The organism is Glutamicibacter sp. M10 (assembly GCF_025452055.1).
GTDB lineage: Bacteria > Actinomycetota > Actinomycetes > Actinomycetales > Micrococcaceae > Glutamicibacter.
Genome location: NZ_CP104918.1, coordinates 3451239 through 3476163, shown reverse-complemented (window position 1 = coordinate 3476163; position 24925 = coordinate 3451239). Strand labels below are relative to the sequence as shown.

General features: G+C 54.9%; 21 protein-coding genes and 1 pseudogene. 16 read left to right on the top strand and 6 right to left on the bottom strand.

Annotated features, from left to right (window positions below):
• Nucleotides 1-162: 162 nt before the first annotated feature.
• Complete coding sequence (gene speB, locus N6V40_RS16790) at nucleotides 163-1149, top strand: agmatinase (RefSeq protein ID WP_131090309.1); 987 nt, start codon at nucleotides 163-165, stop codon at nucleotides 1147-1149.
• Nucleotides 1149-2791 (top strand): annotated as a pseudogene (locus N6V40_RS16785) (thiamine pyrophosphate-binding protein). The gene speB and the pseudogene N6V40_RS16785 overlap by 1 nt, the downstream one beginning before the upstream one ends.
• A 119-nt stretch (nucleotides 2792-2910) precedes the next feature.
• Here N6V40_RS16785 and N6V40_RS16780 read toward each other — a convergent pair.
• Entirely contained in the window at nucleotides 2911-3744 is an 834-nt protein-coding gene (locus tag N6V40_RS16780; RefSeq protein WP_262198372.1) for an inositol monophosphatase family protein, read from the bottom strand.
• Between the two features lie 112 nt (nucleotides 3745-3856).
• On the opposite strand from N6V40_RS16780, the gene N6V40_RS16775 reads away from it, so the two are divergent.
• The 9 genes from N6V40_RS16775 (at nucleotide 3857) to N6V40_RS16735 (ending at nucleotide 12003) form a co-directional block, all read left to right on the top strand.
• Nucleotides 3857-4576 (top strand): GntR family transcriptional regulator, encoded by a 720-nt coding sequence (locus N6V40_RS16775; protein ID WP_165477376.1) that lies wholly within the window; start codon nucleotides 3857-3859, stop codon nucleotides 4574-4576.
• 108 nt (nucleotides 4577-4684) lie between these two features.
• Nucleotides 4685-5830: a CaiB/BaiF CoA transferase family protein gene (locus N6V40_RS16770; protein ID WP_242632587.1), complete on the top strand. Its 1146-nt coding sequence runs from the start codon at nucleotides 4685-4687 to the stop codon at nucleotides 5828-5830.
• 15 nt (nucleotides 5831-5845) lie between these two features.
• Nucleotides 5846-7024 (top strand): acyl-CoA dehydrogenase family protein, encoded by a 1179-nt coding sequence (locus N6V40_RS16765; protein WP_262198368.1) that lies wholly within the window; start codon nucleotides 5846-5848, stop codon nucleotides 7022-7024.
• A gap of 36 nt (nucleotides 7025-7060) precedes the next feature.
• Nucleotides 7061-8305, top strand: a complete 1245-nt coding sequence (locus N6V40_RS16760) for an aldehyde dehydrogenase family protein (RefSeq protein ID WP_262198366.1) — start codon at nucleotides 7061-7063, stop codon at nucleotides 8303-8305.
• On the top strand, nucleotides 8242-8517 hold the full coding sequence (locus N6V40_RS16755; protein WP_262198364.1) for an aldehyde dehydrogenase family protein: 276 nt from the start codon (nucleotides 8242-8244) through the stop codon (nucleotides 8515-8517). Before N6V40_RS16760 ends, N6V40_RS16755 begins: the two co-directional genes overlap by 64 nt.
• A 35-nt stretch (nucleotides 8518-8552) precedes the next feature.
• Entirely contained in the window at nucleotides 8553-9410 is an 858-nt protein-coding gene (locus tag N6V40_RS16750) for a 3-hydroxyacyl-CoA dehydrogenase family protein (protein WP_262198362.1), read from the top strand.
• Between the two features lie 116 nt (nucleotides 9411-9526).
• Nucleotides 9527-10600 (top strand): App1 family protein phosphatidate phosphatase, encoded by a 1074-nt coding sequence (locus N6V40_RS16745; protein WP_262198360.1) that lies wholly within the window; start codon nucleotides 9527-9529, stop codon nucleotides 10598-10600.
• Nucleotides 10601-10617: 17 nt separating this feature from the next.
• The gene (locus N6V40_RS16740; RefSeq protein ID WP_131090300.1) at nucleotides 10618-11085 is read left to right on the top strand and encodes an acyl-CoA thioesterase; all 468 of its coding nucleotides are present in this window, start codon (nucleotides 10618-10620) and stop codon (nucleotides 11083-11085) included.
• Nucleotides 11086-11148: 63 nt separating this feature from the next.
• Nucleotides 11149-12003: a siderophore-interacting protein gene (locus N6V40_RS16735; RefSeq protein ID WP_131090299.1), complete on the top strand. Its 855-nt coding sequence runs from the start codon at nucleotides 11149-11151 to the stop codon at nucleotides 12001-12003.
• Nucleotides 12004-12355: 352 nt separating this feature from the next.
• Here the strand turns inward: N6V40_RS16735 and N6V40_RS16730 are convergent, their stop codons facing one another.
• On the bottom strand, nucleotides 12356-13204 hold the full coding sequence (locus N6V40_RS16730) for a DNA-3-methyladenine glycosylase family protein (protein ID WP_262198357.1): 849 nt from the start codon (nucleotides 13202-13204) through the stop codon (nucleotides 12356-12358).
• Between the two features lie 2 nt (nucleotides 13205-13206).
• Nucleotides 13207-13803 carry a DNA-3-methyladenine glycosylase I gene (locus tag N6V40_RS16725; protein WP_262198355.1) on the bottom strand — a complete coding sequence of 199 codons (597 nt, stop codon included), beginning with the start codon at nucleotides 13801-13803 and terminating at the stop codon, nucleotides 13207-13209.
• Between the two features lie 321 nt (nucleotides 13804-14124).
• Between N6V40_RS16725 and N6V40_RS16720 the strand changes: the two genes are divergently transcribed.
• From N6V40_RS16720 to N6V40_RS16700, 5 genes are all read left to right on the top strand, one after another.
• A complete protein-coding gene (locus N6V40_RS16720; protein ID WP_131090296.1) occupies nucleotides 14125-14496 on the top strand; it encodes an ArsR/SmtB family transcription factor in 372 nt (123 codons plus the stop codon).
• Entirely contained in the window at nucleotides 14496-15437 is a 942-nt protein-coding gene (locus N6V40_RS16715; protein ID WP_131090295.1) for a cation diffusion facilitator family transporter, read from the top strand. The genes N6V40_RS16720 and N6V40_RS16715 overlap by 1 nt, the downstream gene beginning before the upstream one ends.
• A gap of 129 nt (nucleotides 15438-15566) precedes the next feature.
• On the top strand, nucleotides 15567-16316 hold the full coding sequence (locus N6V40_RS16710) for an ABC transporter ATP-binding protein (protein ID WP_262198353.1): 750 nt from the start codon (nucleotides 15567-15569) through the stop codon (nucleotides 16314-16316).
• A 3-nt stretch (nucleotides 16317-16319) separates the two neighbouring features.
• On the top strand, nucleotides 16320-18833 hold the full coding sequence (locus N6V40_RS16705; protein WP_262198352.1) for an ABC transporter permease: 2514 nt from the start codon (nucleotides 16320-16322) through the stop codon (nucleotides 18831-18833).
• 103 nt (nucleotides 18834-18936) lie between these two features.
• On the top strand, nucleotides 18937-19281 hold the full coding sequence (locus N6V40_RS16700) for a DUF6176 family protein (RefSeq protein WP_262198351.1): 345 nt from the start codon (nucleotides 18937-18939) through the stop codon (nucleotides 19279-19281).
• Between the two features lie 69 nt (nucleotides 19282-19350).
• On the opposite strand, the gene N6V40_RS16695 is transcribed toward N6V40_RS16700, so the two are convergent.
• The 3 genes from N6V40_RS16695 to N6V40_RS16685 are packed head-to-tail and all read right to left on the bottom strand — an operon-like array spanning nucleotide 19351 to nucleotide 24824.
• Nucleotides 19351-22677 (bottom strand): ATP-binding protein, encoded by a 3327-nt coding sequence (locus tag N6V40_RS16695; RefSeq protein ID WP_262198349.1) that lies wholly within the window; start codon nucleotides 22675-22677, stop codon nucleotides 19351-19353.
• 3 nt (nucleotides 22678-22680) lie between these two features.
• Nucleotides 22681-23367, bottom strand: a complete 687-nt coding sequence (locus N6V40_RS16690; RefSeq protein ID WP_131090290.1) for a DUF4194 domain-containing protein — start codon at nucleotides 23365-23367, stop codon at nucleotides 22681-22683.
• Nucleotides 23364-24824: a DUF3375 domain-containing protein gene (locus N6V40_RS16685; protein WP_131090289.1), complete on the bottom strand. Its 1461-nt coding sequence runs from the start codon at nucleotides 24822-24824 to the stop codon at nucleotides 23364-23366. Before N6V40_RS16685 ends, N6V40_RS16690 begins: the two co-directional genes overlap by 4 nt.
• Nucleotides 24825-24925: the final 101 nt, after the last annotated feature.

Genomic DNA, 24925 nt, shown 5'->3' with positions numbered 1-24925 from the left:
TACGGCTTTTGTTGTCTTTTGCCCCGGAATTCGCGTCATAGTCACTATTTTGGTGCTCTGAGTCTTGACGTGACCTCGCCAACAAAATAGCATAATGGGAAACGTAAGTTTCATATTAGGCAACTATGGCAGTTGCCGAATAAGTGCCAGGAGGGCAAGAGCATGAAAGAAGTTCGCATCGAGGAAAACGGCAAGCTGGGGCCAATCAATGCAGCGATGATCCCTCGCTACGCCGGCGCCGGTACCTACGCCCGTCTGCCGCGTCTGGACCAGGTCCAGAGCGCTGACATCAAGATCATTGGTGTGCCTTTTGATACCGGTGTTTCCTACCGTCCAGGTGCACGCTTTGGTGCCAACCACGTCCGTGAATCCTCGCGCCTGATCCGCCCTTACAACCCAGCCACCGACACCTCGCCTTTTGCTCAGAGCCAGGTAGTTGACGCCGGTGACCTCGCGGTAAACCCGTTCAACATCAATGAAGCTATCGAAACGATTCAGGAAGAAGCCTTGGAGCTAACTTCTGACGGTTCAACCCTGGTCACCATCGGTGGCGACCACACCATCGCACTGCCACTGCTGCGCGCTGCATCCGAGCGTGCCGGTGCACCGGTGGCCATGTTGCACTTCGACGCTCACCTGGATACCTGGGACACCTACTTTGGTGCCGAGTACACCCACGGCACCCCATTCCGCCGTGCGGTAGAAGAAGGCATTCTGGATACCGAAGCCATCTGCCACGTGGGTACTCGCGGCCCGCTGTACGGCAAGAAGGACCTGGAGGATGACAAGCGCTTCGGCTTTGGCATCGTGACCAGCTCGGACGTGTACTACCAGGGTGTGCGTGAAATCGTTGACAAGCTGCGTGCGCGCATCGGCAACCGCCCGCTGTACATCTCGGTGGACATCGACGTACTTGACCCAGCCCACGCACCAGGCACCGGAACCCCGGAAGCCGGCGGCATCACCAGCCGTGAGCTACTGGAAATCCTGCGCGGGTTGCGCGGACTGAAGATCGTCGGCGCCGACATTGTTGAGGTCGCCCCAGCTTACGACCACGCCGAACTGACCGGTGTGGCCGCCAGCCACGTCACCTACGACCTAATCAGCCTGATCAGCGACTTCCGCGCCAACCAGGGATTGAACAAGTAATGACAACACAGCCCCAACGTAACGGCGGCGACCTGGTCATTGAGACCCTCACCGCGCTGGGAGCCAAAACCGTGTTCGGCATCCCCGGACAGCACGCCTTGGGGCTGTTCGACGCGCTCTCCCGCTCAAACCTGGAATTTGTCTCCTCTCGAGTGGAGAACAACTCGGCCTTTGCAGCCGACGGCTATTCCCGCGCTACCGGTGAGGTGGGCGTACTGTTCCTCTCCACCGGGCCCGGCGCGCTAACCTCGCTGGCTGGACTGCAGGAAGCCTATGCCACCGGTGTGCCGATGGTTGTTGTGGCCAGCCAGATCCCACTGGATGGACTGGGTGCACGACGCAAGGGCATGCTGCACCAGCTCGATGACCAGAAAGCTTCGGCGGCCAACGTAACCAAGTTCCAGCAGACCGTACATCACGCCTCTGGCATCCCTTCGGCCATTCAGGATGCTTGGGCGCGTGCGATCACTGTGCCCATGGGGCCGGTGTGGGTTGAAGTTCCCCAGGACGTGCTGCTCGCTGAAGTGATGGTGCCACCGGTGCAGGATGCTTTGGCTGAAGCCTATGAGCACCCACCGCGTGAAGAGTTGATCCGCGAAGCAATTAACTGGCTCTCCGATGCACAACGTCCGGCCATTATCGCCGGTGGTGGTGTGCGCCGTGCCGGTGCGCAGGCCGAACTGTTGGCCGTGGCGCAAGCCTTGCAGGCGCCGGTGCTTTCCAGCCCGGGCGGTAACGGGGCTTTCCCGTGGAATCATGAACTGTCCTTGCAGTCATGGGTTGAAGACCGTCACGCCACCGAGGTTATGGAAGACGCCGACGTATTGTTGGTCATCGGCTCGGCCCTAGGCGAAGTGACCAGTAATTACTTCACCCTTGAACCGCGCGGCAAGATGATTCAGATTGACGCTGAACCACGAGTTCTGGAGTCCAATACTCCTGCGCTTGGTATTCGCGCCGACGCCCGCGAAGCGCTGAAGTTCCTGGACCGGGGATTGAAGGATGCCGGGTACACCTCGCGCGCTTCATGGCATGGACAGCGACCACAGCAGGTGGTCGCGCAGACCCTAGAAAAATCCAGGCACGCCTGGATGCTCAGGATCTGGGCAAAGAACAAAAATTCATGGAAGACATCCGTGCCGCAGTTCCGGCATCGATGCAGACCTTCTGGGATATGACCATTGCAGCCTACTGGGGCTGGAGCTGCTGGGATGCCAAGGATGGCCAGTTCCATTCGGCACAGGGTGCCGGCGGTCTGGGCTTCGGTTTCCCTTCGGCCATTGGTGGCGCGATTGGTACCGGGCAACGAGTACTGGCTGTCAGCGGTGACGGTTCCTCGATGTACTCCATCGCTGAGCTAGCAACCGCCAAACAACACCAGGCCCCAGTGACCTGGTTGATTGTTGATGACGGTGGCTACGGCATCTTGCGTGAGTACATGGAAGGCGCTTTTGGTAAGGCTACGGCCACCGAGCTGGTCCGGCCCGACTTTGTCGCACTGGCTCAGTCCTTCGGTGTTCCGGCACGCGAGGTCGAAGTTGATCAGATCGGTGACGCGCTCAAGCAGGCGCTTACCGAAGAGGGACCAAACGTCATCGTGGTCAAAACTCTGCTGAAGATGTTCGCCCCGACTCACCTCTAAGCAGCATCGGCCAGGGAGTAGTACTGGCAATCAAGTGGTGGCCTGGAACCCGTAGCAAAAGCTATCGGTTCTAGGCCACCACTTTTGTTTTGTGCACCGCTTGGCGCCGCTGAAAATTTTTAGCGCACCGTGCGGGTGCGCAACTGATGGATCTGCTGTGCTGCCGAATTTAGCGAAGGGTAGTTGGCGCCCGGTCCTTGGGCGATAAAACCGGGACACTCGTGATCGGCTAACCCGGTTTCACCGTAGGCCAACCCACGGAAAGTTCCGTGTGTCATGCGCACCAAGTGTGCTCCGGCGGCGACGTCCCAAACTTTGGTATCAAAGCCGATGGTCGCATCAGACCAGCCGGCGGCAACGTGAGCCAAGGCTAGAGCGGCGCTGACCTTTCGGCGCACGGTGGCAAAATCTTGAATCCACTGACCAAACAGTTGCAAGGCGATATCGCCATCCTTAGTCAGTGACTCTGCCCCGGGATAGTCGGTCATCAGATTGGCGCGAGATTGTTCCGGACGGGTGCCCGGACGTAGCGGAACGTCGTTGAGCATCGCAGCATCCGAGTTCGCGCTGAACTCGTCGCCGGTGACTGGATCGATGATCACCGCGGCCACCAGCTGGCCGTCAATGGCAGCTGCGATGGAAATGCAGAAGAACGCTACGCCGTGAACAAAATTGCTGGTCCCATCGATGGGATCCACGATCCACTGCACCTTGCCTGCGGCTTTATGGCCGGAGGTGGTAGTTAGTTTCTCTTCGCCAAGCACCCACGAATCGGGTACCGCAGTTAACAATGAATCGGTGATGAGCTGTTGGCTTCGGCGGTCAATGTCGGTGACCAGATCATGGGTGCTGGTTTTGTGCTCAACATTTACTGCGGTGCGAAAGGAAGAAGACAGTAGGGGAGCTGCGCTACGTGCTGCATCCAGCGCAGCCAGGCGCAGGTCTTCGGCCAAAAATTCTCAGGGATCGATTGTTGCTCACTCACTGTGTCAGCTTATCGTGCCCGTGGAAACGTTCAGATGGTAGATGGTCAGGATCAAGACGAATCAAGATAAGCTTCTGCTCATGAGTAGCATGCAACCGATTGCCCCTAAAGCCTCGCTGACCGAACAGGTCACCACAATGATCCGGGCGGCCATCGTTGCAGGGGAGATGGCCCCTGATCAGCACTATTCGGCCATTGGCATTTCCGAGAAGCTCGGGGTCTCACGCACTCCGGTGCGTGAAGCTTTGCAGCTCTTGGAAAAAGAAGGCATTGTGACTGTGGCGAAAAACCGCGGGGTGCGGGTCAACCAGATCTCCTTGGAAGATATCGTTGAGGTCTTCCAATTGCGGTTGGCCATTGAACCGGCAGCTGCCGCACGCGGTGTGCTCAACGCTACTGACGCTGACCGTGCCCGACTCACCGAACTGCACGAGCAGATGATCAAGGTTGGGCAGAGCGGTGACGGGAGGGCCACCCTAGAGGCCGACAAAGAATTCCACCTGTACCTGCTTGGATTAGCCAGCAACAAAAAACTGGACAGTGTGGTGGGGCAGTTGCGCAACTTAGTGCTTGCTCATGGGCAAACTACCGTGCCCTATGCCCGCAGCAGTCAGGAGTTAGCGGGGGATCGTGAGCAGGTTATGGCTGCGATCCTTGCTAAAGATGCCCCGGCCGCTGCCGAAGAAGTGCGTAGACACATCATGCGTACCGCGCAAATGCTGATCCGTTCGATTTGTTCGCGGACTCCGGGCCTTGAAGCTCAGCCATTTTTGGACCGTCTTGAAGATCTAATTTCCTAGCTGCACCTAGCAAAGTTCCATTAAGTCTTGCCATGAGTGAGCTACGCAACATAGAGTAGCATGCAACATGTAACAACCATCAACTTAGCGGAACCGGAGGTGAAAGTGGTGAGTCAACCGCTTGAGGGAGTCAAGGTCATTGACCTCTCGCGCATTCTTGCCGGGCCATTGTGCACGATGACATTAGGTGACTTCGGCGCCGACGTCCTCAAGGTTGAAAGCATCGCGGGCGACGAAACCCGGGGATGGATTCCACCGGTCAATGCCCAAGGCATCAGCACCTACTACTGGTCGGTGAATCGCAACAAACAAGCAGTCATTGTCGACTTTGCCAACACCGCTGCGCTAGATCGACTGCTGGCACTCATCGCGGAAGCCGATGTCCTAGTGGAGAACTTCCGCCCCGGAGTACTGGCCAAATTCGGCCTGGACTACGACAGGCTCAAAGCACTGAACCCGTCACTGATTTACTGCTCAATTTCTGGATTCGGTGAAAAACAAGGTGCCACACTGCCCGGATTTGATCTTCTGGTCCAAGCCGTCGGTGGGCTGATGAGTATCACCGGAGAACCAGATGCCACGCCTAGCAAGGTAGGAGTAGCGCTGGTAGACGTGCTGGCAGCACAGAACGCTGTCACCGGAATACTGCTGGCCTTACGCGAACGTGAGAGTAGTGGACAAGGGCAGCGAGTAAGCATCAACTTGCTCTCATCATTGCTCGCCGGACTGACCAACCAGTCAAGCAGCACACTGGCCACCGGCCAAGCGCCAGCACGTATGGGTAACGCGCACCCCAGCATTGCACCCTATGAAACCTTCAACACCAGTGATGGGGTAGTAGCCATAGCGGTGGGTAATGACCGGCAATTTGCTGCACTGTGTCAACAACTCGGAGATCCGGCGCTCGCCGAGGATCCACGGTTCTTCACCAACTCAGCCAGGGTGGCCAATCGTGGGGTGCTCAAAACCCTCATAGAAGAAGTCACCAGTACAAGAAACGCAGCAAGCTGGGCCGCCAGCCTGATGAATGCCGGGGTACCAGCAGGAAAGGTCAACTCCGTTGCTGAAGCCATTGACTTCGCTAAAGAGCTGGGCCTAGATCCGGTGGCAGTCATCAAGGATGAAGTCACCGGAGAAGGGACTACTCAGATATCCAGCCCCATCGGTCTCTCGCGCTCCGCAGCCCAATACCGCAGACTTCCGCCAACCCACGGCCAACACCAAGAACTCTTTGACCAACCTACTCATGCTTAGCTCCGAGGAGAGAAAATGACCACCACAGAACATATCCTTGATCCGGCAGATTTGATCAACTTTGATTCCTTGCTCTCCACTGAAGAGCTGGCCCTTCGAGATACGGTGCGCGGCTTCGTCAAAGAGCACATCAAACCTAATATTGCCCAGTGGTACAACGACGCGGTCTTCCCAGTGGAAATCATTCCAGAAATGGCCAAACTGGGACTGCTTGGAATGCATCTACAAGGTTATGGCTGCGCCGGCCGGTCAGCGGTGGAGTATGGCATCGCCGGGGCAGAACTGGAAGCAGGTGACTCGGGACTGCGCACCTTTGTTTCGGTTCAGGGTTCGCTAGCGATGAGTGCCATCTACAAGCATGGATCGGAAGAGCAGAAGCAAGAGTGGCTGCCAGCGATGGCTGCCGGTGAAGCCATAGGTTGCTTCGGGTTGACTGAACCGACCGCTGGATCAGACCCTTCAAACATGCAAACTTTTGCGCGCCGCGATGGAGACGACTGGGTGATCAACGGGCCCAAGCGGTGGATTGGTCTGGCGAATATAGCCCACGTCGCGGTGATCTGGGCACAGACCGAGGAAGGGATCCGAGGCTTTGTGGTTCCTACCAACACCCCAGGCTTCACTGCGACACCTATTGAACAAAAACTCTCCATGCGTGCTTCGATCCAGTGCGAAATCGACCTTGTTGATGTGCGTTTGCCCAGCTCTGCAGTGTTGCCAAACGTCAAAGGATTAAAGGGCCCGTTCTCCTGCCTGAACGAGGCACGCTATGGCATTCTTTGGGGATCCATGGGCGCTGCACGCGACGCATTTGAAGACGCTTTGGCATACTCACAACAGCGAATGCAGTTTGACAAACCGCTGGCCGGATACCAAATGACCCAGCAGAAGCTGGTGGATATGGCCTTGGAAATAAACAAAGGCTTCTTGCTGGCTCTTCACATTGGACGACTCAAAGACGCAGGAAACTTGGATCTTCATATGATCTCGGTGGGCAAATTGAACAACTGTCGCGAAGCCATCAAGATCTGTCGCGAAGCTCGCACCATTCTTGGCGGGAACGGCATCACCTTGGACTACTCGCCGTTGCGTCATGCCAACAATTTGGAATCGGTACGTACCTACGAAGGTACCGATGAGGTTCACACGCTGATCTTGGGCAACAAACTCACCGGCGTTCCGGCTTTCCGCTAAACCGAGCTCTGAAAAAGAATCTAGAGGAATGTGACTATGGAATTAACTTCCACCCCGGTGTCCTTGTACCAGTATCTCAATGGCACTTGGGTTGAGGGCAAGGGACGAGAAATTGTTTCGTCCGCTGCTGCTGATAACTCGCAGGTACTCGCCAAAGGCAGTGCAGCCAGCGAAGAACAAGTTGATGAAGCTTTTACAGCCGCTCACCAAGCGAAGAAAAGCTGGGCACGAACCCCGATGGCTACGCGTGCGGCCTTCCTCACCACGGCTGCGCGCTACCTCAAGGAGCATGCCGAGCAATTCGGCGAGGAACTGGCCAGCGAAGAAGGCAAAACTCGGGCCGAAGGTATCGGCGAAGTACTGCGCGCAGCCCAAATTTTCACCTATTACTCGGGTGAGGCCGAACGCGTTGCCGGGACTGTTTTCCAATCGCCGCGCCCAGGGGAACAGATCTTGGTGACCAACAAGCCGCTGGGCGTGGTGGGCATTATTACCCCATTCAACTTTCCTATCGGTATTCCAGCTTGGAAAATCGCGCCTGCACTCGTCTTTGGCAATACGGTTGTGTTTAAACCTGCCAGCCTTGTGCCGATTTTGGCGTTGCGCCTGGCCCAAGCTTTGGATTATGCAGGGCTGCCAGCAGGAGTACTGAACCTGCTCATTGGTCCCGGTGCGTTGGGGGACCGAATTATTGCCAACGAGCACCTCAATGGTTTGTCCTTCACCGGATCAACTGCTGTAGGTCGCCGGCTCTGTGCCGCCGGCGCCTCGCGCGGCATCCCGGTTCAGGCCGAGATGGGAGGCAAGAACGCCTCGGTGGTACTTGCCGATGCTGATCTTGATCTAGCCTGCGAAGAAGTGCTCTTCGGGGCTTTCCGCTCTACAGGACAGAAATGCACTGCGACCAGTCGCCTCATTCTGGATGAAGCTATTGCCGAATCATTCATGTCAAAGCTCACCACTCGCTTGGAACAGTGGAATACCGGTGACCCTATGGACCCTAATGTTCATATGGGGCCACTGGTTGATGCCAAAGCTGCGAGTTCGGCGCGTGAGGGGATCCACCGCGCTCTGAGCCAAGGCGCGATCCTGCGGTTCCAAGGCAAAGCGCCAAAAACTGGTAATTATCTGGCACCTACCATCTTGGAGCTACCGGACGGTGAAGCAGGCCGGACGAACTGTAGTTGGCGCGAGGAATTTTTGCCCCGGTTCTCGCGGTGCGCAAGGTCAGCGGCGCAGAGCAGGCATTCGAAGCGGCCGAGGATTCAGAATTTGGGCTGAGCTTGGCGCTGTTCACAAGTAATCTTGCGTTGGCCCTGACTGCTCAACAGACACTGGATGTTGGTATATTGCATGTAAATTCGGAGTCAGCAGGCGCAGATCCCCACGTTCCATTTGGTGGAGCCAAGTCATCAGGATACGGACCGAAAGAACAAGGAACGGCAGCTCGCGAATTTTACACGCACACGACCACCACATATCTGCGGGGCTGACAGTCGCCGCTGAAGTGCCGAAGAAAGTAGCATCAATGACGATTGAACGAATTTTGGTTATCGGCGCCGGAACCATGGGCCGGCAAATCGCAATGAGTTGTGCCTTGAGCGGCTACCAGACAATCCTTCAAGACATCTCTGCTGACGCCTTGTCTGCTGCACGCAAGGAACTGGAATCTTGGGCCGATTCGCGAGTTTCCAAGGGGAAGCTAGAACAAGCAGATGCTCAGGCCGCTTTGGAACGCCTGAGCGAAAGTACGGATTTAGTGCACAGCGCGGGCACTGCGGATCTAGTCATTGAGGCTGCCGTAGAGCGACTAGATATCAAGGAGCAGATTTTCGCCACGCTGGGTGAACACACCCCAGCCCACGCGATCCTTGCAACCAATTCCTCAACTCTGCCTTCGTCGCGTGTAGCTCAGGCCAGCGGACGACCTGCGCAGGTATGCAATATGCATTTCTTCAACCCGGCGCTGGTCATGAAGTGTGTTGAAGTAGTTCGCAATGAACAAACTAGCGACGAAACGGTGTCAGCGGTGACGGATGTTGCTACCCGTCTGGGCAAGCAACCGGTACTAGTAAACAAGGAAATCCCGGGATTCATTGCCAACCGCATGATGGGTGCTATCAATGCTGAAGCGTTGAACCTGGCCCAGCAGGGTATCGCCAGTATCGAAGACATCGATACCACCGCGAAGACAGCTCTTGGGCACCCGATGGGTCCTTTTGAACTCATGGACATGGTGGGTTTGGACGTCATCGATTTTATTGCCCAAGCTACCTACGCCGAGACAGGCGAGGATGCGGACAAGCCGCACCCGCTGATCACGGAGAAAGTTCAGGCTGGATTATTGGGACGTAAGAGTGGAGAAGGGTTCTACCCTTATTCCTGATGGAGCACTCCGCAAAACAGATCAGCAAGCGGAAGGGGTGCCTTGAGGCCGTGAATTACGGCGATTCAAGGCTGGTCTTTTTACTTGCTTGGCCGGTGACATGAAAGACTGTGAGCATGAGTCACATTTCGACTGATCAGCGAACTCGTCACGTAGCCTCACGCTTGGAAGACCAATTTCACGGTTGGCGTGCAAAGCGTGCACAGGCCAAAGGTCAGGGTGCCGTCATCCTTCCCTACACGGGATATGGTTCTTCCGGTCCTGAGGACGGCTGGATTCGTGTTTTGGCCCGCGTGGTCTTGGCAGGACCGGGCGCCTTTGAATTTGGGCAGCAGCAGGCTCAGGTGATTGCTGACGGGATCCGCGGATTCCGCAATTTCATTTCACCCATTCTTCCTTTTGGGAAGGTAAGCATTGATGTCGGGGACCAACGTTTTGAGGTCCAGGCAGACCGAGGCGGAGTCATTGACGTCAAGCTAGCAGTAGACCTACCTGCAGGCTGGCATGAAGTTCACCTCCACGCGCATGGTGGCGACCAGGCGACCGCTCGAATCATGGTGATTGATCAGGCCCAGAAATTTGGTGTCATTAGCGACGTTGATGACACCGTGGTTGTCACTGCGCTTCCGCGTCCTTTGCTGGCGGCTTGGAACTCGTTTGTCCTCTCCGAGCATGCCCGCGTGGCCACTCCGGGCATGGCTGTGATGCTTCAAAAAGTTCAGCAGGATCACCCAGGTGGGCCAACGATCTATCTGTCCACTGGCGCATGGAATGTCGCGCAAACGTTGCAACGCTTCATGTCTCGCAACCTGTATCCAGAAGGCCCACTGCTACTTACGGACTGGGGACCGACCGAACGTTCATGGTTCCGTAGCGGTATGCAACACAAGGTTGATCAGCTACGCCGTCTGGCTCAAGAATTTCCTCAAATTTCGTGGATTCTGGTGGGTGATGATGGCCAGCATGACCCGGCGATTTATGCCGAATTTGCACGCCGTTATCCTGAACTTGTCAGGGCGATAGTGATCCGTCAGCTCACCCCTTCGGAAGCGGTGCTCGCAGGCGGACGTTCCAATGAACTACGCCGAACCACACCAGGTGTGCGGTGGATCTATGAGCCTGACGGCGCACGTATTCTTGATCAGCTGGTAAAACTTGGGCTCGTCAATGACGACGCCAAGAATATGTAGAAGGAAGTTTTTAAGTCGTGGCTGAGTCTGCACTTCGCGTACAAGTCCCCATGCGGTGGGGCGACATGGATGCTTATGGGCACGTTAATAACGTCAACCTGATCAGGCTGATGGAAGAAGCGCGCATTGCAGGCTTTGGTGTGCCGGGCGGCACTGGTGCCCCTGGAGTAGAGCCGAAGGCTGATATTTTTTCGGCGGTGCCAGCAGGGATCCAAATTCTGGTTGTGGAGCACCGTGTGCGGTACTCCAAGCCATTGGAGTACCGCAACGTCCCGGTGAATGTGGATCTGTGGGTCGCCAACATCAAACCAGCGAGCTTTGATATCTGCTACGAATTCCGTGATCCGATTGAGGACTACCTTTGTGTTAAAGCCTCGACTACTTTGGCCTACTTTGACCCGATTACTTCACGAGTTCAGCGGCTAAGCCTTGAGGAACGTGAGGGTCTGAGCGCTTTCGAAGGTGCAACGACTTTCCCCAAATAAGCTCTGAGGCTCCCGTCAATTAGGATTGAAGTATCTTTTCTTATTCGGACAGGGAGTGTTGACATGACTCAGCCAGCTGGTGGACGCACGCAAAACGAATCTCGTACTTCACGACCTCAAGTTGTATTGCAAGTACTCAAGCGCGAACACATCGGACCTCATCTGGTGCGATTGACGCTTGGTGGCCCGGGGTTTGCGCAATTCGTGGATAAGCCTGTCACGGACCGCTACGTTAAATTCTTGTTTGCGAAGCCAGAACTTGAGTTGCCGTTGCCGTACAACTTGGATGAGCTGCGCACTAAGCTGGCTCCCGAGGATATGCCAGTTCGCCGTACGTACACAGTGCGCCGCAGCGATCATGAAGCTGGAACCATCGAAGTTGACTTCGTCGTTCACGGGGACGAGGGCTTGGCCGGCAAATGGGCACGAGATACTGAAATCGGATCGTCAATCTGCTTTGGCGGTCCAGCAGGGCAGTTCGTGCCCCGCGAAGAATTCGACTTCCACTTCTTCGCTGGTGATGAAACGTCGATTCCGGCTATCAGTGTCGCCTTAGAAGCTATGTCTGATCAAATGCGGGGCGTGACCATTATCGAGGTGGCTGACGAGGCTGATGAGCTGGACTTAGTCCACCCCGAAGGTGTTGAAGTTCGTTGGGTGCATCGCAACGCCCCATTCGCGCCTACGAACACCGTTTTGGAAAACACGGTGCGTGACTACCCTTGGCCAGGCGGCCGGGTGCAGGTGTTTGCTCATGGAGAGCGCGAAGTTATGAAAAAACTACGACTCTATTTCTATGATGAGCGCGGCGTGGACCGACGGGACATGTCCCTGTCGGCCTATTGGGCCTATGGTCGTGCCGAAGATACTTTCCAAGCTGAGAAGCGAACTGACGTAGGAAAAATCTTCGCAGACTAAACCAGCGGTTGCCCCTGTCTGCCCTCCTCCCACCTGTCTTCGGTGACGTCAAATTCTTAGTTATGCTTACCTAAGAAAAATATTAAGATATTAGGTGACTAGCTCTTGACGTTATTAGGGTGCGACGGGTTATGCTTATTTCAGAGCTTCTCCCGTGTGTGGTCGGGAGAAGCGATCAACTTGACCGAGTTCTATCGGCCAGTTCACTACGGCCTGAGGTTGCTCGCCTCAGCCTAGTTGTCGGCTTAGCCGGCTCGAATAAGGGGAAAGTGAATCGGGTAGCCTGCTCAGCTATCCGGATCGCAGAAAAAGGAACCTACCAAGATTGCACAGCTTGGTAGGTTCCTTTTTGTTAATCGTGTTGGCGTGAGTCGTGGTGCCAGAGCAGAAGCGTGGCCAGATATCCAGCTTGGGATGGCAAGTCCTTGAGTTCATTCTCGGAGACACCCAAGTTATTCAAGGCCCGCCGCACGACTAGGTCTGTATCAAGGAATATCTCGGGAGCTCTTAGTCCTCGTAACGCCATGTAGTCTCTGGTCCACGGACCTACTCCTCGCAATGCGAGTAGCTGCGTGAGGAACTGCTCGTGGTCATGGTTGAGGTGCTGGCCAAAGTCTTGATACCAGTGGGCAACCGTATGCAATGTTGTTGCCCGCGCCAAGGGACAACGAATAATGGACTGGATTTGCGCGGGCTCCAGTGAAGCAGTGGCTTGCGCGGTGGGGAATGCGCGTAGTCCCGACTGGTGTAATTCACCTAAATTTTCTACGTATCGTCCCGCAAGAGTTCGTGCGGCGGCTAAAGAAACTTGTTGACCAATGACGGTGGTAGCCAGGGCCTCAAAAATGGTCGGATAGCTAATCAACCTCAGGTGGTCAGATTCTTGTGCCAGGCGCGCAAAGCTGGGCAAGGTCTGCAAGGATGCGTAGGCCGACGAGGTATCTTGCGTGAGTCCGAACCAATGGTCAATTGTTGACCGCAGCTTGGGGAGCAGCTTAGCCGGCGCATCGTGTTGAACTATGACAGCGTCGGGATTTAACGCCATGTGTACTTCTACTAGATGGTCGTCGAATCGCAAGATTCGGTGAACCTGCGCTGCCGCTTCATCTATTTCTTCTTGGCCCGGAAGCGAATGAAGTCTTAGTACCGCCAGGGTATGGGTAACGTCCAGCATTCCTGAAACGGTAAGACGAAGTGTCATGGTTACGCGGTCCAGATGCCTGAACTGTTGCGGCGGTGCGAGCCGATGAGGTGGGTGTCGACCATTCCGATCGCCTCCATGAGAGCGAACATGGTTGTCGGCCCCACAAATTTGAAGCCACGCTTTTTCAGCGATTTAGCCAGCTCTTTGGACTCGGGACTCTGTGTTGGGATCTCATCAAAAGAACGTGGCGCGGGTGTCTGTTCGGGCTTGAAGGACCAGACGAAGTTTGCCAAGCCGCCTTCTTCGCGCATCATCAGCGTTGCCTCGGCATTGGCGATCGTTGCCCGGATTTTGAGTTTGTTGCGGACGATTCCAGCGTTATCCATCAGGCTGTTGAAGTCATTCTCCGTAAACAAAGCGACTTTTTCAGGATCAAAGTTCGCGAAGGCTTCACGGAAAGCTTCACGCTTGGCGAGAATGATGGCCCACGAAAGTCCGGACTGGAAACATTCCAGGCTTAGGCGTTCGAAGACCCCGGCTTCGGTGTCTACGGGCATGCCCCACTCGGAGTCGTAGTAATCACGGAGCATGTCGTTGGACGCTGCCCATTGTGGGCGGGCGAGGCCATCTTCGCCGATAACAAGGTCTTCGGTCATGAATCCATCTTCGCATTGCGTGAGGTCAAGAGGATGTACTGAAGAAATGCTTCAGAATTTAGATACTCTTGGGACCTGATGAAGTCTACGCGAGCCGCGCTGAGCGCAGCGGTTTTTCTTCCGCATGTTCAGCGATTTTTGAGCTTGTTACATTTTGCGGTGACCTATCCATGAATCTGATGCAGTCTTTTCTGGGCGCTTGGTCCCGGGTAGCTGCAATGTGGTGCTGGGCAGAATTGAGCAGCGTTGTTTCTTTGAGTAGTGCTGTGAAGCTCTTTGTGGAGGGTTCAGTTTTTGGCTCATAACAAGTATCATCGCTATATGGCGATTATAGAGTCTCAAGGCGATGTATTAGTGAGGCGTGATGAAAAGACGGCAGAAGCTGCCCTCTTCCACGCGCTGGCTGATCCTACGCGTTTGTTGATTCTGGAACACCTTAAAACAGGTGAACACAAGGTCCGAGAATTAACCGATCACCTCGGGCTCGCTCAAAGTACCGTGAGTGCACACCTGGCCTGTCTGCGCGATACGGATCTAGTGAAGGTCAGAAGCCAGGGCAGGGCGAGCATCTACTCATTGGGACAACCCGGCTCTCTGGATCAGCTGCTGCTGATAGCACGCCAACTCATCCCACTGAGGACCCAGCATCATTGGCACGAAGCGCACACCAGCGACGAGACTCAGGGGGAGTAATGGGCCACGATCATTCACACGGTCACTCCCATGACCACTCTGACGCAAATCGAACTCGTCTAGCCTGGGCCTTTGGTATCACTGCGACTATCTTGCTAGCTGAGATCGTCGGCGCCATTGTCACTAGTTCGCTCGCATTGTTGGTTGATGCGGCGCATATGCTCACCGATACATTGGGACTGCTGCTAGCTCTGACCGCTGCGAACCTCATCGCCCGAAAGCCCACCACTAAGCGAACGTGGGGCTTTAGGCGTGCGGAGGTTCTCTCTGCAACGGTGCAGTCGGCATTGCTTTTGGCTGTAGGTATTTACGCTGCCATTGATGCGGTACGCCGACTGTTTACGCCAGAAGAGATTCACCCGACAGGTTTGTTGATCTTTGGTGTGATTGGTTTGCTTGGAAATGTCCTATCCATGTGGATCATCTCCTCCGGCCGCAACAACAACTTGAATATGCGGGCGGCATTCTTAGAAGTGGTCAATGACGCGCTCGGCTCCGTTGCGGTGATCGTCGCAGCGATAGTCATCGCCAGCACTGGATGGATGCAAGCTGACTCGGTTGCCGCGTTGGTTATCAGCGCACTGATTGTTCCTCGGGCGTTGAAGCTCCTGAGCGAAACTACGCATATTCTGCTGGAATCAACCCCGCGCGGACTTGACCTCATTGCAGTGCGAGAGCACTTGGAACGCCAGCCCGGAGTTATTGCCGTCCATGATCTGCATGCAAGTCAGATTGCATCAAATCTGCCGGTGCTCACCGCCCACGTGGTCGTCGAAGAATCTACCTTCTCGACGGGAATGGCCGGAGAGCTACTCAAAGATTTGCAAAAATGCGTAGCGGATCACTTCACCGTCAGCATCGAACATTCGACCTTCCAAATCGAACCTCCAACGCATCAGAGCACCGAGCACCAGCATGGGTGCGAGGATCAAGGGCATTAAAAGCGCGATTCAGAATACTGTGGATTAGTTTTGTCTAGGCTGGATCATACCTGAGTATGACGAGAGTGCTGATCAAGACAATCCTGTTGGTGGATGCCGTTCTGGCTAGGGACTTTATATTCTTTTAGTATGACTTCTGAAACCCTGCCAAAAATTGATTATGCGGTCGCCGCACGTGGTCTGACAAAGACCTACGGACATGACTCCACCCGAGTTGAGGCGCTTCGCAGCGTCGATGTCGCTTTTGCGCGGTCCAAATTCACTGCCATCATGGGCCCTTCCGGTTCAGGCAAGTCCACCTTGATGCACTGCCTAGCAGGTCTGGACTCAGCAGACGGTGGAGAAATTATCATCGGCGGCAAGAACCTGCTGTCGCTGAACGATGATCAGCTGACCGAGATGCGTCGTGAACAAATTGGATTCGTCTTCCAGTCCTTTAACCTCGTCCCAACAATCAACGCACAAGAGAACATCTTGCTTCCGTTGTCTTTGGCCGGAAAGAAGCACGACGAGGCATGGTTTGATACGGTCATCAAAGCTTTGGGCCTGCGCGATCGCCTAAACCACAAGCCGCACGAGCTTTCCGGCGGTCAGCAGCAACGTGTTGCCGTGGCTCGCGCATTGCTTACCCGCCCGGAGGTTGTCTTTGGTGACGAACCCACCGGCAACTTGGACTCTCGCACCGGTGCAGAAGTCTTGTCGCTGATGCGCTCTTCGACTCGAGAGATGGGTCAGACCATCATCATGGTGACCCACGATCCAGTGGCTGCGTCCTATGCCGACACCGTGCTGCTCATGAAGGACGGCAGCATCGTGGGAACCATCGAGGAGCCAACCGTGGCTACCGTGTCCGAGGCACTTGCCTCATTGGCGGAGTAAATAATGCTGCATGTAGCACTTTCTAATATCAAGACCTACGCCCGGCGCTATATTGCCGTCGTGCTTGCAGTGGCCATTGGTACTGCTTTCCTTGCAGCAACCCTGGCTGTAAATTCATCAACCCAGGCGACCTTGAAAAACTCCTTGGGGGAGTCGTACAAAAATGCCGACTTGGTGGCCTACTCAGATCCGAACCTTGACCCCGAAACAACCGAACAAACCAGCTTCACCCTCAAAGAAACCGACGATATCCGGAAGCTCTCCGGAGTCACTGAAGCCTACGGTCTGGGCTATGCCTACGGTCAAATGCACACCTCGGACAACGGCTACAACGTCCAGGTTCAGCCGGTAGATCCAAAACAGGGTCTAGGCGGAATGGAACTTGTTGAAGGTCGTGCGCCGTTATCCAACAACGAGATGATCATCGATCAATCCCACGCCGAAGACATGGGTATCTCCGTAGGTGACGTTGTTGCGTTAGACGATGAACAAGGCAAAGCCCAAAACATAAAAATTGTTGGTCTTCAGCGTTCCTCAACCAACCCACAGACCTCGGCCTATGCCTTGGCTGGCATGAGCGAAAAAGCCTGGAGCAATTTCGCGGGAGAGCAGGCAAACTTCAATGACATCGTCATCAAGGGCGATGGTGCGCTGAACGCAGTCACCCAAGAGGTCCAGGATTACTTCGCGGATAAGAAGATGAAAGACATCGCGGTCGTCACCGCGGATCAAAAGGTCATTGACGACGTTGCGCAGATGACCGGTGGTACCGATCAACTAACCGTCGTCCTACTCATCTTCGCTTTGATTGCATTGGTCGTCACCGGCCTAGTCGTGGTCAATACCTTCTCCGTAGTCATCGCCCAGCGCACCCGTGAACTGGCACTGCTACGAATTCTCGGTGCCAAGCGCAAACAAATCCGAAGCTCGGTGCTACTTGAAGCGTTGGTCATCGGTGTCGTCGCTTCCGTCATTGGTGTTTTGCTTGCGGTCGCCTTGCTTGCCGGCTTGATCGCACTGCTTCATGCGCTGGTACCAAGCATGTCCTACGCTGCGATGGCAGTGACTCCGGTGGGACTGATTGTGCCCATCATCGTGGGTATTCTCATGACAGTGATCGCAGCCAGCCTGCCCGCGCGACGAGCCATGAAGTTGGCCCCGCTCGCAGCCCTTCGTCCATTTGATTCGGCAAGCGTCAAGAATCGTGCAGGAATCGTGCGAATTATCTTTGGTGCCATTCTTGCCGCGCTCGGCGTCGCCCTACTGATCTTTGGTGCGGTCAAGGGAGACTTGATTGTTGCCTTCCTTGGCGGGCTACTTTCATTCCCCGGAATTCTGATGCTCGCTTCGCTATTTGTTCCAAGTAGCGTTGCCGGGATTGGTAAGGCGTTTGCCGGCAAGTCGACTTCACGTCGTCTGGCAGCCCTGAACGCGGTACGCAATCCAGGTCGAACCACTGCCACCGCAACCGCACTGCTCATTGGTGTGACGCTGGTGTCCATGATCATGGTTGGTGGACAGACGGCCAAAGCTAGTCTGAACAACTCAGTTGCGGCCGAGTACCCAATGGACATGGCTGTTTCGTTCTTCGACGGCACCGCTGATGAAGCTAAGGCCAAGGAACTGGCTGAAAAGATCAATGACGTCGAAGGGGTCAGCGCAACAACCACCTTCGCCAGCACCACCGCTGAACTGGACGCAGACACTGGCGCGGACATGGGGTTGGACGGATCGGTGCAGCTTCAATTGCTCTCGGTGAATCCAGAAGAATTCTCCAAAACAGTCCTAGACCAGCAGATTGTTCCAAAACCAGGAGAGATAGTGCTCACCGGCTGGGACTTCGGGAAGCCAACCATCAAGATTGGCGACAAGACCCTCAAGGTCAGGGAAACTAGCGCTTTGCTTTCGGGTAGCCCCATCGCGGAAGAGACCTTGAAGACTTTAGGCCTCAAGAACGCGCAGACTTACCCGGGAATTATCGTCAAGGTGGATGAGGACGTCGCTGGTTCAAAGATCAATGAACTGGTCACCGAGATTTCAGACATCACCGGAGTAGATTCTTCGATGATTGACGGCGGCGTCGTCATGAAATCGATGTTCTCGCAGATCATTGACGTGCTGTTGACGATTGTTTCGGCACTCTTGGCGGTAGCAGTATTGATTGCACTGATCGGTGTAGCTAATACGCTCAGCCTTTCGGTCCTTGAACGTACTCGTGAGAACTCGTTGCTTCGTGCCTTGGGGCTAAAGAAGAAGCAGCTACAAAGCATGCTGGCTACAGAGGCCGTGCTCATCGGTGGTGTTGCCGCATTGCTCGGCATGATCCTAGGTGTCGCCTACGGTTTGTTGGGCGCACAGTCGGCGCTGTCCGAAATGGGCAAGATGACCTACTCCATCCCTTGGCTGCAGCTCATTGCGGTCCTCGCGATCAGCATCATCGCTGCGTTACTAGCATCGATCATGCCTGGCCGACGGGCAGCGAAGTTGTCGCCGGTTGAAGGCCTGGCCACCGAGTAACAACAGAGCAATAAAGTGCGGGACCAACAGCAGTTCACAAGAGGTGGCGTTGGTCCCGTTACCTCGTTATGGCATCGGAACCGATAGAAATAGAGTGTTTCCCATGAACATAGAACTCACACGGTTCAGGGTCCTACCGGGAAAATCCGCAGCTGTTGATGAATGGATGGACCTTCTAAACGATAATTTGCCCGCTGTGCTCAAGACTTTGGACGACGAAAAGATGTACGTCGAAACCATTTTTAGCGAGACCTTGGACGGCATCGATTATCTGTACTGGTACAGCATTCAAGGCGAAGGTGGAACAGAGGTTCAGGATTCAAATCATGAGATCGACAAAGCGCATTTGAAGTTCTGGAAAGAATGCATCGACCCAGATTTTCCACCGCAGGATCTTCAAACCCGGGTGAGCATGATTCCAGATCAGATACGTTCGAGTATGAAGTGAAAACACGTAGTGCAATGTTTAATGGCCGGTTCCATATTTGGAACCGGCCATTCAAGTCTCTAGCAAAAGCTAGTTACGCAGAGTGATCGTCGTGGCCATTGCTGGGGAACGACCCGTAGTCACGAAGCCCGAGATATTAGATCCTGGGTGCTTGATGATGTCGGTAATGGAACCCAAATGCCGACTCAAATCGATCTTGTCCTCAGGGGCAGCAAGTACCAAATGGAAGCCGAACTCTTGAAGAGCACGTATGCCTGCAGCGGCATATTCGGAGTTGGCCTGAATAAAGGCCTCATCGATCATGACCGTGCCGTAGGAAGTGAATCCTGCCGATGCAAAGCCGAGCTGGTAAGCCAGTGCGGCACCCATGATGAAGGAAGTAAAGCGCTGACCTTCACCACCAGAAAGAGTTCCCGGCTCCAAACCAGTTTCAATTTCACCATTGGACTTGTGCTCGTTGCAGCTAATCATGACATGCTGACGGACATCAAGAACCGTTGAACGCCAAGCATTCATCGCCGGGTCGCTCAATGCGGAAACCAACGCTTCCAATGCTTGGTAAGAGGTAGCCAAGGACGATTCATCCTTAGTTGTGTAGGCCTCCTGTAACGCATCCTTCAACTCTTTACGGAAGTTTCCGGCCTCCACCGGAACGGCATTCTCAACTTCCAAACGCAAGATCGATCCATGCTCAAAAGTTACCTCCGCAAGAATCTGATTCAGCGGCTTAATACGTTCAGAGATCATCCGACGTTCTTCATCAAGCAACTGCAAAAGATCACTGAATCGCTCGTATGAACGGTTGGCAAAGTATTCGCGGAACTGAGCCTCATGGTGAGGCAGACCGTCCGCCACAATCTGCTCATGCAACTGTGAGTAGTGTTCGGCGGCCTCGGCCGACGTTCCGTGAGTCTGTGCGTGGGAGGTACCAAATTCACGGGCAAAACGACGGAACGTTTCGCTCAACGCGCTACCAATTTCTTGGCGCTGACTACTCAACGAGTTAACCTGGCTACCCAGCTGGAGCTTGACCTCAGCGAAAGCTTCACTGATCTGTTCGTTCGGTGGGCAGCTACCAGAGATGACCTGTTCTAGAACAGGACCGAGCAACTGGTGCCGACGAAGCGACAGTGGAATCTCTTGCTCCCAGTTTGTCGCTGGTTCCTGCGCGGTAGAAAGCACCTGCTCCGCACGCTGGACCTGCAACTGCAAATCTTGGATGTGTGAACGAACCAAAGCCAGATCACCCACCAGCTTTTCTGCCTCAGCCTTGGCAGTCTCAAGCTGTTGGCGGACCCGAGACGAATCACCAGACAAGGACAGCGCATCGCCTAGCTTTTGCTCACCGCGACGTAATGCTTCAAGTGCAGCAGAAGAATCAAGCTGGCTGAAACTACGTTCATCAGCGATGATCGCCTTGAGCAGCTGCGACTTGGCAACAACTTGATTCTTCGCATCGCTACGCTGATCCGCGGCTGCTTGCGCCTTGACGATTTCCTGTTCTTGACGGGCAGCCTTGGCCTGCAGTTCAGAAATCTTGGACTCGTTGGTGAAGCCCAAAAGGTACTCGGAGGCAGGCAACCCTCGGGTATCACGCTCAAAGGTTCCGGCACCGGTCTTTATGGTTCCTGCCGGCGTGATGGCCTTGGGATGCACATGCATTGCTGCGTCGTTATCAACACAGGCCAAAGGATAGTCAGCGGTGATCTTGGCTTTCAACCAGCTGCCTGCGTCACCTGGAGCGAAGTCCAACTTGGTGACCAGATCTGCAGGTCCAGCCTCAGCAGGCTTAGGCTGTTGCGAAATATCGGTCCAGCGCACACGACCCAGCCCATCAAGCTGGTCGATAGCATGAGTGACCTGCGCAAGTAGTTCACCAGGTACTAAAAGGGTACGGGCCAATGAATGCAAAGCCTTTTCAGCGGCCAGTCGCCAGTTTGCAGAGTCGGCAGAAACATCCATGAGCTCACCGGCAAAAGGCAATTGATCTTCGCGTAGTGAACAGGCTGACGTGATGGCTCGACGGGCGGCAATTGAACGCTCATCGATATTGCTGGCACGACGCTGGTACGAACGAATTTGCTCATCCAGCGACTCGGCCCGCTTACGAAGATTGACCAAGGTAGCCATGGCTTCATATTCGACGGTTTGGGCGTCGTGAGTAATCGAGGTCAACTGCTGAAGCGTGCGAGCAGCGTTGGCGCGTAGCTCATCAAGTCCGGTGGCGGAGAACTCGAAGCTCAGACCGGCATCCGTTGCCTGCTGCTGCAGAGCCCGGACAATGTTCTCTTTTTCACTCAGTGCTTTGCGGGCCACATCCGCTTCACGCTCAAGTAGCATCAGCGATGCCGAACCGGCCGAATCGTGGGCCGCTTCTAGAGACTGCAGCTGATCATCAAGCTGCTCTTTGCGCTGGCGCAGTTCTTGCTCTTTGGCCTGCAACGTGGCCAATTCACTTTGATGAGAGGCCAAATCATTGCGCAGCACCAGCTGACGCACTTGAGATTCAAGAGCCTGCACGTCAGTATCTAGAAGCTGACGGGTCTCGGTGATCTGCTGCGCTAATGAACGGTAGGCCTGATCCTGGGCAGGGACTTCGGCCAGAGCATCACGTTGTGCCCGAGCAGTATCCAACTGACGGTAAATGCCACGCAGGTGGGCGAAGTCCTCCACCGCGGCTGCAGCGGCTTTCAGCGTTGCTGGTTCTTCAAGCACTTCATGGCGGAAGAACTGGTTCACACCTTTGGCTAGTCCCTTACCGTTTTGCAAGGTGCGCAGCAGGGCAAACGCCTTATCGCTTTCCACACCTAGTCGACGGCGTAACCGCTCGATAAACGCCTTATGCGTGTCAAAAGCCTCGGTAGGAGCCAAGGCTTTGGACAGCGAAGAGACCGTGAAACGGCGTGGGCCGTGATTCTCCAGCTCTGCGATATCCACTTTGCCTTCACACAAGAGATAGTGCTTAGAAACCTGGCCTTCCAGACCAGCGTCGGGCAAATCAAAGACGGCGCCGGCGGTGAGCGTATTGCCCATGCCGTCGTCGTAGCTGAGGATGATTGCGCTCCAGGTCGCCCCTGGACGCTGATAAACGGTGCCTTCGCTGGTCTTAAACTGCCGGCCACGCATATAGGAGAACGTGGTGCGACGGTCCTCCCTAGTTGCTGCATCATTGGCTGATTCGTTAAGTCGAGGGGTAGCGAAGAAGACGTGGCCCATGGCGTCAAAAAGGGTCGATTTACCCACACCTGGGTGACCGGTCACCAGTGTTCCGGCGCGGTCCACCAACAAGTCATGAAGTCCGTGGAAGGTACCCCAATTAACAATCTGCACCCGGCTCAGTCGATGCTGGCCTGGATTGATCGCGCCGCCTAACGGAAGAGTCATTGCAATGCTCATCGGTTACTCCTGCACCAACTCGGGGGTCTGTTCAACAAGGTCATCGTTCTCATCAGCCAAAAGGTTAAACGCCGGTTCATTGGCATCGATAGCTGCGATATAACGAGGGATGTCTTGGATATTGTTCAACGGCAGAGCCATCGCCAGCGCAGGGGAGATACGGAATTCGTTCTCCAATTCGGTGCTGGTCAATAGTCGCAAGGACTGCAGACGGGCAATAGCTGCATCACATGATTCAGCAAAACGCTTGTCATCGCGGTCAGTTGACTGACGGTGCTCGGCGAGGATTTCGTGCATCGTGGAGCGGGACGCGACTGCGTCGTTTCCACTTCCAGCCTGCTGTTCCAACATCAGTCTCAGACGCAAAGCCAGGAGCGTTTCATCACGCTTGAGCGGGCGGCGAGGTGCAATTGGAGCGGTATGTACCTGCTCAATCTGTGCTGGGGCCAGCATGGCGATCTTGCGATCCATGTCCAAAGTCAGTGTCAAGAAAATTTCCGAAAAGTAATCGGTGACTGTTTGCTGCTGATCAAGGAGCAATTGCCAAGCTGCCGCATCAACCGATCCATCAAGGTAAGGACCACGCAGTAGGCGGACCAACAGCTGGCGCAGCGGAAGAGAGAAATTTCCGGTATCACCGTCGAACAGCGGTTCGGCGATCGGTGCGGCGTAGGCATCGTTCGTGGTCATAGCGGCTCCTTCGTGAAGCGTAGGGCGGGCAGGATTGCGGTTCTCATCGAGCCATCAAGTTGTTGGAATTCAATGTTGATCAATTCGCTCTCGTTGAGCGACTCACCATTGGTGCGTCCGATTTCGACCAATGCACGGATGGAATTCAAATGACGGTGTTCATCATCTAGAGTGTCAAAGACGGCATCTAGGCTCACTGCCTTGTCAGTTGATGCTTCCAGCTGGGAAGTAATGGAGGCGCGTAGCAACCCCATATTTGCTTGCGGAGTGCTCGGGTTGCGAACGATATCGGATTCGCTGTACGCAGGTGCTTGAGCCAACGGGGGAGGCGCCACATGCTCGGAAGGGTCATAGATCCCGAGACCAGAAAGTGTCATGAGCTGCGGAGTGTAAAGATCCATAGGCGTCAGCCCACTACGTGGTTTCAGCGCAGTGGACTTGCTGATGGCAAGTTCCGCTTCACGCACTGCTTGACGCAGAAGTTCAGCCTGCTTGTAATCTTCGGACTGCACAAAGGCGTGCAGAGACTCGGAAAGTTTGCCGTAGGAAGTATGAACTTCGGCGGCCTGTCGCCGTAGCTCACGCAACAGATTGGTCAGAATCTGACGTTCTGTGGAATCAAGATCATCGACGAAATCGCGTTCAAGCACTTCGGCAAGAGCAGCGCGGAAACGTTGCTGCGCGTCAGGTGAATTGAGGAATTCGGTGAATCCACTAAAGGTTTCGCCCTCCGCGGTGGAGCGCAACTGTCGGTCGGCTTCAAGTACCTGACCGACGGCCACGCCCTTTGCTGTCGAAGCATCAAGAATGCCCTCACGCAGGGAATGCAACATATCCTGGACACCGTCGCGCATGCGGCGGAAGTCTGCGGGCAAGCTTGAGGCGAGGTCCAAGAGCGAACGTGTTGCCGACAACGCCGTGGTACGCGAAAGAACCGCTGGTTCATCACCGGTGCGCAATTGCTCAATTTGTGCTTGGCGTATCGCTATCTGCGATTCAAGAGCACGAATACGCGCTTCAGGGTCCGGGTCGGTTTCATGGACCAAGGACTCCAGCGAGGACAGCAAGGTGTTCAGCCGCGACGAGTTTAGATGCGAGTCGTCGGTGGAAAAATCTGCCAGGAAACGCAGTGAGCGTAAGGTTTGGGCGCTGGGTTCATAAACGAAGCGTCCGTCAATGAGCGGGCGGGCCAAGATCCCTTGCTTGACCCAGCTTTCAGCAAAATCTTGGGCAGAGTAAGACTGCGGGATCTGCTCGTCACTTTTGCGTGCTTGCTTCAGGAAAGAATCCAGCGAAGCGTGAAAAAGCTCCAGTGCAATACGGGATCGATCTGCGGTGAACTCGGCTCTGATAAACGCAACTGCCCATGGTTGGGCCGTCAAAAGACGATATGCTGCCGAACCTTTGAACTGCTGAGCCTGAAGCCACAAACTATTCGCGCGGTGCGAGGGCTGCATGTACTTCCTTGATCTTTAGGACGCCTAACTAATCAATTCTAAATCATTGGCCTCAACAGAAAATGTGAATCCATCCCACCGAGGCGTCAATTCGTAACAGA

Coding starts and splice junctions, on each gene's coding strand:
- N6V40_RS16705 (WP_262198352.1), top strand. CDS start 16,320: ATGCTGCATGTAGCACTTTCTAATATCAAGACCTACGCCCGGCGCTAT.
- N6V40_RS16750 (WP_262198362.1), top strand. CDS start 8,553: ATGACGATTGAACGAATTTTGGTTATCGGCGCCGGAACCATGGGCCGG.
- N6V40_RS16745 (WP_262198360.1), top strand. CDS start 9,527: ATGAGTCACATTTCGACTGATCAGCGAACTCGTCACGTAGCCTCACGC.
- N6V40_RS16735 (WP_131090299.1), top strand. CDS start 11,149: ATGACTCAGCCAGCTGGTGGACGCACGCAAAACGAATCTCGTACTTCA.
- N6V40_RS16710 (WP_262198353.1), top strand. CDS start 15,567: ATGACTTCTGAAACCCTGCCAAAAATTGATTATGCGGTCGCCGCACGT.
- N6V40_RS16715 (WP_131090295.1), top strand. CDS start 14,496: ATGGGCCACGATCATTCACACGGTCACTCCCATGACCACTCTGACGCA.
- N6V40_RS16765 (WP_262198368.1), top strand. CDS start 5,846: ATGACCACCACAGAACATATCCTTGATCCGGCAGATTTGATCAACTTT.
- N6V40_RS16760 (WP_262198366.1), top strand. CDS start 7,061: ATGGAATTAACTTCCACCCCGGTGTCCTTGTACCAGTATCTCAATGGC.
- N6V40_RS16685 (WP_131090289.1), bottom strand. CDS start 24,824: ATGCAGCCCTCGCACCGCGCGAATAGTTTGTGGCTTCAGGCTCAGCAG.
- N6V40_RS16775 (WP_165477376.1), top strand. CDS start 3,857: ATGAGTAGCATGCAACCGATTGCCCCTAAAGCCTCGCTGACCGAACAG.
- N6V40_RS16700 (WP_262198351.1), top strand. CDS start 18,937: ATGAACATAGAACTCACACGGTTCAGGGTCCTACCGGGAAAATCCGCA.
- N6V40_RS16720 (WP_131090296.1), top strand. CDS start 14,125: ATGGCGATTATAGAGTCTCAAGGCGATGTATTAGTGAGGCGTGATGAA.
- N6V40_RS16690 (WP_131090290.1), bottom strand. CDS start 23,367: ATGACCACGAACGATGCCTACGCCGCACCGATCGCCGAACCGCTGTTC.
- N6V40_RS16725 (WP_262198355.1), bottom strand. CDS start 13,803: ATGACCGAAGACCTTGTTATCGGCGAAGATGGCCTCGCCCGCCCACAA.
- N6V40_RS16730 (WP_262198357.1), bottom strand. CDS start 13,204: ATGACACTTCGTCTTACCGTTTCAGGAATGCTGGACGTTACCCATACC.
- N6V40_RS16695 (WP_262198349.1), bottom strand. CDS start 22,677: ATGAGCATTGCAATGACTCTTCCGTTAGGCGGCGCGATCAATCCAGGC.
- speB (WP_131090309.1), top strand. CDS start 163: ATGAAAGAAGTTCGCATCGAGGAAAACGGCAAGCTGGGGCCAATCAAT.